At 37.5% G+C, this 12,628-nt stretch carries 11 protein-coding genes; 10 read left to right on the forward strand and 1 reads right to left on the reverse strand.

The window, feature by feature from the left end:
* Positions 1-45 precede the first annotated feature (45 nt).
* From H6G06_RS10840 to H6G06_RS10885, 10 genes are all read left to right on the forward strand, one after another.
* Positions 46-936, forward strand: a complete 891-nt coding sequence (locus H6G06_RS10840; protein WP_190559930.1) for an MBL fold metallo-hydrolase — start codon at positions 46-48, stop codon at positions 934-936.
* A 434-nt stretch (positions 937-1,370) separates the two neighbouring features.
* On the forward strand, positions 1,371-2,498 hold the full coding sequence (locus tag H6G06_RS10845) for a bifunctional riboflavin kinase/FAD synthetase (RefSeq protein ID WP_190559932.1): 1,128 nt from the start codon (positions 1,371-1,373) through the stop codon (positions 2,496-2,498).
* Positions 2,499-2,609: 111 nt separating this feature from the next.
* Entirely contained in the window at positions 2,610-3,518 is a 909-nt protein-coding gene (locus H6G06_RS10850; RefSeq protein ID WP_190559934.1) for an AAA family ATPase, read from the forward strand.
* Positions 3,519-3,640: 122 nt separating this feature from the next.
* Positions 3,641-5,062 carry an AAA family ATPase gene (locus tag H6G06_RS10855; RefSeq protein WP_190559936.1) on the forward strand — a complete coding sequence of 474 codons (1,422 nt, stop codon included), beginning with the start codon at positions 3,641-3,643 and terminating at the stop codon, positions 5,060-5,062.
* Positions 5,059-5,658 carry a hypothetical protein gene (locus H6G06_RS10860; protein WP_190559938.1) on the forward strand — a complete coding sequence of 200 codons (600 nt, stop codon included), beginning with the start codon at positions 5,059-5,061 and terminating at the stop codon, positions 5,656-5,658. The genes H6G06_RS10855 and H6G06_RS10860 overlap by 4 nt, the downstream gene beginning before the upstream one ends.
* 199 nt (positions 5,659-5,857) lie before the next feature.
* Positions 5,858-6,172: a hypothetical protein gene (locus H6G06_RS10865; RefSeq protein WP_190559940.1), complete on the forward strand. Its 315-nt coding sequence runs from the start codon at positions 5,858-5,860 to the stop codon at positions 6,170-6,172.
* Between the two features lie 20 nt (positions 6,173-6,192).
* The gene (locus tag H6G06_RS10870) at positions 6,193-6,576 is read left to right on the forward strand and encodes a toxin-antitoxin system TumE family protein (protein ID WP_190559942.1); all 384 of its coding nucleotides are present in this window, start codon (positions 6,193-6,195) and stop codon (positions 6,574-6,576) included.
* A 118-nt stretch (positions 6,577-6,694) separates the two neighbouring features.
* Entirely contained in the window at positions 6,695-7,237 is a 543-nt protein-coding gene (locus tag H6G06_RS10875; RefSeq protein ID WP_190559944.1) for a cytochrome C, read from the forward strand.
* Positions 7,238-7,567: 330 nt separating this feature from the next.
* Complete coding sequence (secA, locus tag H6G06_RS10880) at positions 7,568-10,357, forward strand: preprotein translocase subunit SecA (protein WP_190559946.1); 2,790 nt, start codon at positions 7,568-7,570, stop codon at positions 10,355-10,357.
* A 183-nt stretch (positions 10,358-10,540) separates the two neighbouring features.
* Positions 10,541-11,632 carry a DUF4238 domain-containing protein gene (locus tag H6G06_RS10885; RefSeq protein ID WP_190559948.1) on the forward strand — a complete coding sequence of 364 codons (1,092 nt, stop codon included), beginning with the start codon at positions 10,541-10,543 and terminating at the stop codon, positions 11,630-11,632.
* 41 nt (positions 11,633-11,673) lie between these two features.
* Here the strand turns inward: H6G06_RS10885 and H6G06_RS10890 are convergent, their stop codons facing one another.
* Complete coding sequence (locus tag H6G06_RS10890; RefSeq protein WP_190559950.1) at positions 11,674-12,606, reverse strand: alpha/beta hydrolase; 933 nt, start codon at positions 12,604-12,606, stop codon at positions 11,674-11,676.
* Between the last annotated feature and the right edge of the window lie 22 nt (positions 12,607-12,628).

The raw sequence follows: 12,628 nt of genomic DNA on the forward strand, positions 1-12,628 counted from the left end.
ATTTTTTTTTGATTTATCGCCCGCTCAGTCCAGCAACCAACACCCATGTCTAGGATAGAGAATCAATTTACAGTGCAGTTTTGGGGCGTTAGGGGTAGCATCCCCTGTCCAGGTCCACACACCGTCCGTTATGGAGGTAATACCCCTTGCGTTGCCATGCAAGTGGGCGGTAAACATTTGATTTTTGATTGTGGTACGGGAGTTCACGTTTTGGGACAATCTTTATTGTCCCAAATGCCTGTAGAGGGTCATATCTTCTTCACTCACTCCCACTGGGACCATATGCAGGGGTTTCCATTCTTTACCCCGGCTTTTATCAAAGGTAATAAATTTAATATCTACGGTGCGATCGCCCCGGATGGATCAACTATTGAGCAACGTCTCAATGATCAGATGCTTCATCCCAATTTTCCTGTACCCTTACAGATTATGCAGGCTAAATTGAGTTTTTACACTGTTGCAGCGGGGCAACCAATTCACATCGACGACATTATCATAGAAACGGCACATTTAAACCATCCAGGTGAAGCCGTAGGATATCGAGTTAACTGGCGTGGTGGTTCTGCTGTCTACATCACCGATACAGAACATTTTCCCGATAGGTTGGATGAAAATATCCTGTGGCTATCACGCAATGCCGATATCTTGATTTACGATTCCACCTACACTGACGACGAATACTATTCAGCCAAATCACCAAAAATTGGTTGGGGACATTCTACTTGGCAAGAAGCTGTCAAAATAGCCCAAGCAGCCAACGTCAAAACCCTGGCAATTTACCACCATGATCCCGCCCACAACGATGATTTTTTAGATAATGTCGGCAAACAAGCCTATGAAAAATTTTCTGGTGCGATCATGGCACGGGAGGGATTAGTGCTTGAGGTTCCTGTCTTAGAGCCTGTATCCGAATCCTTTCCTGTCATTAAGACATAACAATCGTCCGTCTGGACACCGGAAAAAATGCGAATAAATCTACCGCAACGCAAAAGATAAAATTCCTCACTGCTTTCAAAGCATATAAATTTTTGGAGTAAGCGCCCGTGAAGTTGCGCTGATTATTTTAATTGTAGAGGTGTTTCCGGAAAAGTCTCTCAAGAAACATAAGTGACAAGTGTTTCTTTAACAGTTTCTAGCATCCCGGACTATCTTCTAAAAGCCAGTGACTAGACATCTGTGATTTTAGATTAGATTGGTGATCAGAGAAGCTTACAGCGCCATAGCCTGTCTGTTGGTGAGGTGGAACTGGTAAATTAGCTTTTTAACTTTACCTGCTGACAAAAAAGCCTCTCTGAGCCTCTCAGAAGGCTGAAGGACTGAGGTTGGCAAACGCTGATAGCTACAATAAACCTAAAATCCCAAAATCCAAGATGCTCAATTTGTCTCAAAATGGATGTTCTGTGTGGGTTGCTGCTTCGACTGAACGGCTACTAACACCAACCGCTGTTGCTCTTGGCAAATTTGATGGTGTTCATCTTGGTCATCAGAGAGTTATTCAACCAGTTTTGCATACAGCAGGGAGTGAAGATGGGCGGGGAGATAGGGAGATGGGGAGATGGGGAAATGGGGAAAGATTACCAGAAGACTTTCCTTATCATCCTACTCAATCATCAACTTTGCCATCATCCCCAGAACATACATACTCCACAGTTGTCACCTTTGATCCCCATCCACAGGAGTTTTTTACCGGACAACCCCGCGCTTTGTTAACACCGCTGGATGAAAAGGTTGAACAATTGCGATCGCTTGGGGTAGAACAACTGGTATTATTACCCTTCGACAAAGAACTATCTGCCCTATCACCCCAAGATTTCGTAGAAAAAATTCTTGTCCAACAACTGCAATGTCAAAAAATCAGCGTTGGAGAAGATTTCTGTTTTGGTAAAAAACGCATGGGTACTGCTAAGGATTTGCAAATACTCGCTGCCAAGTTCAATATACCCGTAACCATTGTTCCCATCGAAACTGATACAGGCGGTTTACCTAATAAAACTGATTGCATCAACACTGATCCCACAGATGACAGTCGTATTAGCACTTCATTGATTCGCCAAACTTTAGAAGCAGGCGATATTCCTAGAGCCAACCGCCTACTAGGAAGGCCTTACAACCTTACTGGTGTGGTTATACCTGGACAAAAATTAGGTAGAACTATTGGCTTTCCTACGGCCAACCTGCAACTAGCAAAAGACAAATTTTTACCCCGTCAAGGGGTCTACGCTGTACGGGTTTTCATTCACAATGGAACGCCAGATACTTCTCCTATTCAAAACTTAGGCGTGATGAATATTGGCAACCGCCCCACTGTCAACGGGACTTATGCAGCAGTAGAAGTGCATTTGTTGGATTGGTCTGGTGATTTGTACGGTAAACAACTAATTGTGCAGTTAGTAAAATTTTTACGCCCCGAACAAAAATTTCCTGAGCTAGAAGCCCTGAAAACCCAAATTCAACTTGACTGCACCGTAGCTAGAGAATTTTTCAAGAGTGCATACTGAATTTGGATGATTACCTGGGAACACTGTATATATTGGTGATTGGTGATTGGGAAAAATCTTTTCCTCCCCAATCCCCAGTCCCCAGTCCCCAATCCCTAATCCCCAGTGAGCATGAGAGAAAAAATTGACGCTTTAACACAAAATCTGGCTCGTACCATTGTCGGTAAAAATGAAGCAGTACGCTTAGTATTAGTTGCTTTGCTTGGTGGTGGTCATGCCTTGTTAGAAGATGTGCCTGGTGTTGGTAAAACCCTGCTGGCTAAATCTTTAGCACGCTCTGTAGATGGCAAATTTCAAAGGTTACAATGTACCCCCGATTTACTACCAACAGACATCACTGGTACTAACATTTGGAACCCCAAAAGCGGCGAATTTTCTTTTATGCCGGGTCCTGTATTTGCCAATGTGCTACTAACTGACGAAATTAACCGCGCTACCCCCCGTACTCAGTCAGCTTTGTTGGAAGTGATGGAAGAACATCAGGTAACAGTTGATGGTGTATCGCGTTCAGTTCCTCAACCTTTCTTTGTAATTGCTACTCAAAACCCCATCGAATACCAAGGTACATTTCCTTTACCAGAAGCACAGATGGATCGGTTTATGCTCTCCTTGAGTTTAGGCTATCCTTCCGAGTCAGAAGAACTACAAATGCTGCAAAATCTCCAAGAGGGTTTGCAAGTTACTGATTTACAGCCTTGTATTACTTTGGCAGAAATAGCCCAGTTACGCCAACTCTGCTCACAGGTAAAAGTGGAAACATCTTTACAACAATATATTTTGGAATTAGTACGGACAACCCGACAGGATGAGGAAATTACTCTCGGCGCTAGTCCTCGTGGTACTGTGGCATTACAAAAAGCTGCTCAAGCATTAGCTTTTATCTTGGGTAGAAATTATGTTATACCCGATGATGTGAAGTTTTTAGCACCTTATGTTTTAAGCCATCGTTTAATTCCTAGAGGGGGAAGGAATGCTAAAACTATAGTTGATCGAATATTGCGATCGGTTGCTATTCCTTAAAGGTGACAGGTGACAGGTGACAGGTGACAGGTGACAGAGGTAAAAGTGGGTTTTTGTATAGTCACATCTTGCGCCTGTTACAACTATAATAAATTTATTAGATAAAACGATAGTTTATAATCATGCAGAAAATTATTATTAAAAATTTCGCTGCTATTGAATATGCAGAGATTGAAATTAAAAAAGTATTAGTTTTAATTGGTGAACAAGCAAGCGGTAAAAGCACAATTGCCAAGCTAATTTACTTTTTTCAATCACTAAGAGATGATTTGTTTAGTCAAATTTATCAGGATACACAAAAGGATTATTTTGATATTACTTCTGACCTGATATTTCCTATAAGAGAAAAATTTTACGATTTTTTCGGTTCTACATTTCATCTGCCTGATTTTGAAATAGAATTTTATTATAGTGTTGAAAATGATAAATATTTAAAATTAAGCCTTGATCGTCGGAAAAAACTTTATGCTGAATTTTTGAATCAAAATTTTTTGAATGAAGATTTTAAATCTTCTGCGAGTAGGATGAAAAAGCTTTTTCAACAGGGTCTAAATACAAATAATAATATTTATGATCAATTGACTTATGAGCAAAATAAAATTTACTATGCTAAAAGGCTTTCTATATTATTAAATGAATTATTTGAAAGCTATCATACAGATCAATTATTTGTAATTGCTGGTAGGAATGCGACAGTAAGTTATTCTGATTTATTTGGCAAATATTTATTTGCCAGTCTTCAGAACAGTGTAGAGGGAAATAGAAAAAAATCGTTTCGACAGAAGGAACAAACCATAGATGAAACCTTAATGTTAAAATTTATAGAAAGAGTTGGAAAAATTACAGAGCAATTAAAGAAATTTGGCAATGGCAATTTTGAGGGGTTAATTGAAACTTATGCAGACGACGAAAATATAAAACAAAAATTATATGGAATCAAAAACCGAATATATGAAATCCTAAAAGGTGAATACAGGATTGATAATTGGGGAGAAAAAATTGTATTTAATACTCAAAAAGGAGAGTATGTTCATATTGCTAATGCTTCATCAGGACAGCAAGAGTCTATCAGGATTTTACAAGATATTTTCCTGAATATTCTAAATGATGCCAAGGTATTAAGAATAATAGAAGAACCAGAAGCACATTTATTTCCTGTTGCCCAAAAGCGACTGATTGAGTTATTATCTTTCATGATTAATCAAAATGATGATAATCAACTTATAATTACCACCCATAGTCCTTATGTACTTACAGTTTTCAATAATCTCCTATTTGCCAACAGAGTGGTTGAAAAAAATCCCGCAGCAGAAGCTGAAGTAGCAGAAATAATCCCTAAAGATTGTTGGTTAAAAGCTAATGATTTTTCAGCTTATTCATTAGGTAATCAATCTGTTTCAGAAACAACGAATTATTGTGAATCAATTTTTAATACTGAGAAAGGTACTATTCAACAAAATTACTTGGATACTGTTTCCGAAATGTTGGGTGGTGATTTTCAGACTTTGTACAGTATCCACGCTAGAACTTTTAAAAGAAGATGAGCAAATTTGAAGATATTAAAGAACTTCTATCAAATACTTTCCATAAGTTCCCTGATATTCTACAAATAGAATTGAGAGAAGAGTTTTCAGTCACAGACTATAAAGGACAATCTTTTATCATTGCCAGTATTGACTTCGATGATAATACATTTACTATTAAATTTAAAGGTACTGAAACTATTGTAGAAGGATTTGATGGCAATAAATTATTTACTGTCAGCAATGCTACGAGGGTTGCTTTTATTCCTATAGATGGTAAACAGGGACTTCTAGGATTTGGTGCTTCTCATTGCGATTTTGTATTTTTTGATGACAGTTATTTTTGTTTCGTAGAGTTCAAATTAAATGCAACCAGTACAGAAGCAAGAGCTATACATAAGAACAGGGAAGAAGCTATTAAGCAATTAACAAACACTATTAGTTTATTTAACTTTAAATTAAATAGAAACTACGCCGAGTTAATTCTAGAAGCTTATGTTTGCACTCCTAAATTTTACCCTAGATTTGATTCAAGTTGGCAAGCATTAGCGATAGAGTTTGTAGAAGAATATTATGGGATTGAACTTTTTGAAAGAAATTATAAAAACTGTAAATAACACATCGTGTAAAAAAATAGAATTGCCCAAATCTGTATTAACCTAATTTCCTAACTGCTAGTTAAATTTGGATAAATAAAATATAATGAAGAAATATAGCACTTTGCATATCTATTAGGTACAATAACCAACAAGCTTTGTAAAATAAGAGTTTTCAAAATTAACCTGCTGTAAATTACTCAACAGTAAAAATTACATTATGAATACCCAATTAGTTGAATCTATCGCTCAAATCATCCTCTCTTTATCTCCAGCAGAAAGACAGCTTTTAGAAAGTAAAGTTAATCATGTCAAATCATCTTCACTATCGGTCAATTCAACACAACAAGATATCTCAGATTTAGAACAAAGGTTAAAGAAATTTGAGACAAAATATAAAATGCCTTCTAGCGAATTCTATCAAAAATTTCAAGCAGGAAAATTAGGAGATGAAATAGATTTTTTTGAATGGAGTGTATTTTATGAAATGTGGGCAAATGCTCAACAACATATTCACAATAATAATTTAATTTAAAATAATAGCATAGTTAACCGATGGAATTACAAGATTATATTAATACGGTTAAAATTAAGCTGGCAACAAGTCGCATCATTATCAAAATCTCAATCGTGGAAGAAAAAACTTTATTTGAACGGGGATATTTTAGAGCTAGATTAACTTTAGTAAATAATGATTTTTTAGAAATAGCAGAATCCTTTACTATTATTAACGGACATTTTGTCACCCTGGGTTATCGTTATCAGTGGATGGATGAAGAAAAGCAAAATTTAAGAAAACGCTGGGATAATGTGCAACATTTTCCAAATTTACCTAATTTTCCACATCATGTTCATATAATAGAAGAATCTAATGTAGAAGCTAGTGACTCTCGTAATATTCTGGAATTAATTGAACTTATTGAACAACAATTAATTTAAGCTAAGTAAATTAAAAAAATAAACACTGATAATAAATTATCAATTACGCAAACAACTGTTATAAAATGTATATAAAGTATAGGAAATACCAGATACCTAAATTTCAGAAATTAAACTAATGGCTAGTTTATTAAAACACAAATCATCCCACAAAAAACTCAAACGCCAACTCCTGATAGTCATGCTGATTATTTTCGGTTGGAGTGTAGCTATAGGATTTATACTAGGTTTAGCCACCAGCACCCAAGCAGCTAACCCCTCTTCCTCAGTTGGCACTGTTGATGTAGTACCCGCACAATACCAATTAGGACAAGAATTATACAGGGAAAACTGCTCAAGTTGCCATATTGCCTTACCGCCGGCAGTATTTCCCACCCAAACTTGGAAAAATCTTCTGGAAGACTCCCAGCATTATGGTACACAGATTAAGCCTTTAGTCAATCCACAACGCATTTTAGTGTGGAACTATATTTCTACCTTCTCCCGTGTGCAACTTCAAGACGAAGAAACACCCTATCGTCTCAATAGATCCCGTTATTTCCGAGCTTTGCATCCTGGTGTAGAATTACCAAACCCTTTGAAAATGGACAGTTGTGTTAGTTGCCATCATGGTGCGAATGATTATAATTTCCGCAGCCTGACACCAGAGTGGGAAAAATAAATTGGTAATTGGAAACAAGGGAACAGGGAACAGGGAACAGGGAACAGGTAAAGAATTTTCTCCCCATCTCCTCATCTCCCTAGTCCCCAGTCCCCAGTCACCTGTTCTGGTGGCAAAATGATACTATTAAGGAAGTTTAACTTTAAAATATAAGTTAAAACCAATCACATACTCAGGTGATCGGTTAATTTTCATTGCGTTGTTGAGTTAATTCTCATTTTCTACCCATCCACAACCAAAACGGCTGGGTTGAGTTAAGTGTCTATAATTATATAGCTATTAGCTAAACCTTTAATTCCCATCCCCCTTGATTTAGTTCCATAAACTGCCATGCTAAAATTTCTGTTGGGCGATCCCAACGCTCGTAAACTTAAAAAATACCAGCCTTACATTACAGAAATTAACCTCTTAGAGGAAGACATTAAAGCACTCTCTGATGATGAGTTAAAAGGTAAAACCGCTGAATTTAGACAACGACTGGCTAAAGGTGAAAGTCTGGATGATATTTTACCAGAGGCTTTTGCTGTTGTCAGGGAATCAGGACGGCGTGTGTTAGGTTTGAGACACTTTGATGTGCAATTATTAGGTGGGGTGATTCTCCACTCTGGACAAATTGCCGAAATGAAAACTGGTGAAGGTAAAACCTTGGTGGCTACCTTACCGAGTTATTTAAATGCCCTGACAGGTAAAGGTGTTCACGTTATCACCGTTAATGATTACCTGGCACGTCGGGACGCAGAATGGATGGGTCAGGTGCATCGGTTCTTGGGTTTAAGTGTGGGGCTGATTCAAGCCACCATGAGTCCGACGGAACGCAAGAAAAACTATGACTGTGATATTACTTATGTAACTAACAGTGAAATTGGTTTTGACTACCTACGGGATAATATGGCTACCTCTATGGCTGAGGTGGTGCAACGTCCGTTTAATTATTGTGTTATTGACGAAGTAGATTCGATTTTAGTTGATGAAGCCCGGACTCCGTTAATTATTTCTGGTCAGGTGGAAAGACCGACAGAAAAATACCTGCAAGCGGCAGAAATTGCCTTCACACTCAAAAAAGATGAACATTACGAAGTTAATGAAAAGGATCGTAATGTTCTCTTAACTGATGAAGGTTTTGCAGAAGCAGAAAATCTGTTGGGTGTGACAGATTTATTTGACCCGGAAAATCCTTGGGCGCATTTTGTCTTTAATGCGATTAAGGCTAAGGAGTTGTTCCTCAAGGATGTAAATTATATTGTCCGCAATGATGAAGTTGTGATTGTGGATGAATTTACAGGTCGGGTACTACCGGGACGACGCTGGAGTGATGGTTTACACCAAGCTATTGAAGCAAAGGAACACGTAGACATTCAGCCAGAAACTCAAACTTTGGCAACTATTACCTATCAAAACCTGTTTTTGCTGTATCCCAAGTTGGGGGGGATGACAGGAACAGCAAAGACGGAAGAAGTGGAGTTTGAGAAGATTTACAAACTCGAAGTGACGATTATTCCTACCAACCGGGTGAGAAGACGGGAAGACTTGTCTGATATGGTGTTTAAGACCGAACCTGGAAAATGGCAAGCGATCGCTAGAGAATGTGCGGAAATGCACGAAAATGGTAGACCTGTGTTAGTGGGTACAACCAGTGTCGAAAAATCCGAACTTCTTAGCCGACTCCTCAAGGAAATAAATATTCCCCACGAGTTACTTAACGCTAGACCGGAAAACGTAGAACGGGAAGCGGAAATTGTCGCCCAAGCGGGACGCAGAGGTGCTGTAACTATCGCCACCAACATGGCGGGACGGGGTACAGACATCATCCTGGGTGGTAACTCCGAATATATGGCGCGGTTGAAGTTGCGGGAATATTTTATGCCCCGTATCGTTAGTCCAGAAGATGAAGATACCTTTGGTATGCAAAGGGCTTCGGGACTACCAACTGGTCATGGTGGTGGACAGGGTTTTGTTCCTGGTAAAAAGGTGAAAACTTGGCGGGCTTCCCCGGAAATTTTCCCCACTCAGTTGTCAAAGGAGACTGAACAGCTATTAAAAGAAGCTGTGGAAGTGGCGGTGAAGGAGTACGGTGAACGCAGTTTACCGGAGTTGGAAGCGGAAGACAAGATCGCTGTAGCAGCGGAAAAAGCGCCTACAGATGATCCTGTAATTCAGAAGTTACGGTCAGCTTACCAGCGGATTAAGCAGGAGTATGAAGAGTTTACCAGCAGTGAACATGATGATGTGGTAAGCAGAGGCGGTTTACACGTGATTGGTACAGAACGCCATGAATCACGGCGGATTGATAACCAGTTACGCGGACGGGCGGGAAGACAAGGCGACCCCGGAACGACAAGGTTCTTCCTCAGTTTAGAGGATAACCTATTGCGGATCTTTGGGGGCGATCGCGTTGCAGGTTTAATGAATGCGTTCCAAGTAGAGGAAGATATGCCTATTGAGTCGGGTATGTTAACTCGCAGTTTGGAAGGCGCACAGAAAAAGGTCGAGACTTATTACTACGACATCCGTAAACAGGTGTTTGAGTATGACGAGGTGATGAATAACCAACGTCGTGCTATCTATGCGGAACGTCGGCGGGTGTTGGAAGGTCAAGATTTGAAGGAACAGGTAATTAAATACGCTGAAAAAACGATGGACGACATCGTTGATTATTACATCAACCCTGATTTACCTTCGGAAGAATGGGAGTTAGAAAAGTTGGTGGATAAGGTGAAGGAGTTTGTTTACCTATTGGCTGATATGCAGTCTAGTCAGTTGGAGGATATGGGAGTACCGGAAATTAAGGCTTTCCTCCATGAACAAGCGCGTATTGCCTATGATATGAAGGAAGCGCAAATCGACCAAATTCAACCGGGTTTGATGCGTCAAGCTGAACGGTTCTTTATTCTTCAACGCATAGATACTTTGTGGCGAGAACATCTGCAACAAATGGATGCTTTGCGTGAGTCGGTTGGTTTGCGTGGTTATGGTCAAAAAGACCCGCTGATTGAGTATAAGAGTGAGGGTTATGAGTTGTTCTTGGATATGATGGTGAATATCCGCCGTGATGTGGTTTATTCGCTATTTATGTTCCAGCCTCAACCTCAGCCTACTGTGCAGACTTCTGAGATGGTTTAGGTTTTTTTTCACGCAGAGACGCAGAGGCGCAGAGAGTCGTTTTCTGCGTCTTTTGTTTTAGGGGGAGGATATGAAAAGCTCACGCAAAGCCGCAAAGGCGCAAAGGAAGGAAGAGATTTGAGTTAGGATAACTTGAGTTTATGATTATCTAATGAAGTTTTTTAAAGCTTATTCTTAAACTATATGGGAAATATAACTATAAATCAACATTATGTACCTCAATTCCTTTTAAGGAACTTTGGCTGGAAGGCAAAGAAAGGAATATTTAGAATCAATATTTTTGATACAAAAAACTGTAGTGTTAGACATAATCAGAACATTGCAAAAGTGTTTTCACAAAATTTCTTCTATGATCAAGATAATTCAATTGAAAAATTTTTAAGTGAGATTGAAACACCAACATCAATATTATTTGAGCAAATTATTAATGGAAACTTTAAGAGTTTAGAAAATGAAGATAATAAGTCATTAATAATGGTATTTATTTCATCTCTACTGCAACGAACACCAAGCGCATTAGAGAAAGCAAACGAATTTATTAATACAAATTTAAATCAGGGAATAGTAAGACAATTACTTAGCTTAAATGGGTATGATCCAAATGAGGCTAATAACGGTTATTTTGAATTTCCTCAGCTAGTCTCAGATATTACTCTAGAAGGAGTCATAAATTCTATACTGATCAAAGATTTAAGCTTTCAAATTATCAAGAATGAAACCAACTTAGAATTTTGCATATCAGACCATCCTGTTTTTGCTTACAATTGGCTATACAGAGATTTAGACCATCCATCTGTTACTGGCATTACTGCAAAAGGGTTTCAGATTTTTCTGCCATTGTCACCAAGTATTACACTGTGTTTATATGATTCTCATGTATATAAATATGGGCAAAAAAACCAATTAATAACTCATATTGACAATGTTAATGATATAGCAATTATGAATTCATTTCAAATTATAAATTCGTACTCAATAATAGGATTTAATTCCATAACCACTGAATCACATTTAAAGCAATTGTATGAAAGAAACAAGAAAATTCAACTTTATAAACATGAAAATACTATTTTTGATTATAGAGAGACTGAAGAAGGACAAATTAGATATAAAACTCTTAATTTTACACGACAAACAAAACTGAAAAAGATGCCCTCATTTATAAGTATAAAGAGGAAAGCTAAAATTGACAATAATTCATTCTCTTACAGAAATCCCGAACTGATTAATCAGTACCTAGCAGTTAATAAATTACACAAAAATAATACATTTTAAGTTTTAATGTAGTGGCGACTTTAAAATCTTTCAGTAAATATTTATTTTAATTTTGTAGTAACACACCTCTCTAAAAGTTTGTTTGTCTCTCCAATTAAATTATAACTAATAATACGTGCTGTTATCGCCCCATCTAAATTATCAGCAAAATATGAAGAATGGGCATCTTCAGCAGCGATAACCATTGCCATATCTGATTGACCCATATTTCTTAAAGTTAGTTCAGTTCCATTTGCATCTTGCCAAACATACTGGTCACAAAATAATAAATCACAACTTATTTCCTTTTCTATAGCAGCTTTTAAAGGATAAGCAATTAAATCAGATGAATGGATAATATTTACCCATCTGAGTTTATAAGCATTACCATAATTTTTACTACTAGATTTATCTATAATAGAAAAATCAATATCTAGCATCTCTTTGAGGAACAACAAAGGAGAACCTAATGTAGTAATGCTGACTAAATCTAGTTTGTTTAGTTTATCTCGAAACTGTAAAACGGTGTCATCATTAGAAATAACATCTGAAAAAAGAATATCCCAAAGAATTAAACTACCTAAAGAATGAGCAATGAAATGAATTTGAGTTTCTTCAAGGTGGTCTTGGATAAATTGATTAAATTCCTCAAAAATCTGTTTACGAATAATTTGACCACGTTTAGGATTTTGATAAATTAAAAAATCTCCTAGAAAATTACTAATTAATTCCTTTCTTCTAGACCTATATCTGTAAATATCATCGTGCCAAGATTTATATTCTGGATGTTGCTGACAAGCTCTTGAATAATCTTTATCTATATAATCAATAAGTTGATGTTTCTTGTGGTTGAATAAATTTCCCCAAAAACTTGAATAAAAATATAGTGAAGTATCAACTTTTGTTTTACGAACATCCTTTTTGATATTTTTTATAAGTACATCAGCATAGGTAGACTTTTTTGTACTGACACCGTGAATAAAGAAGACGAGCATAGTAAAAGCAGCTTATTAAATA

Origin of the sequence: Anabaena sphaerica FACHB-251, assembly GCF_014696825.1 — a bacterium.
Classification (GTDB): domain Bacteria; phylum Cyanobacteriota; class Cyanobacteriia; order Cyanobacteriales; family Nostocaceae; genus RDYJ01.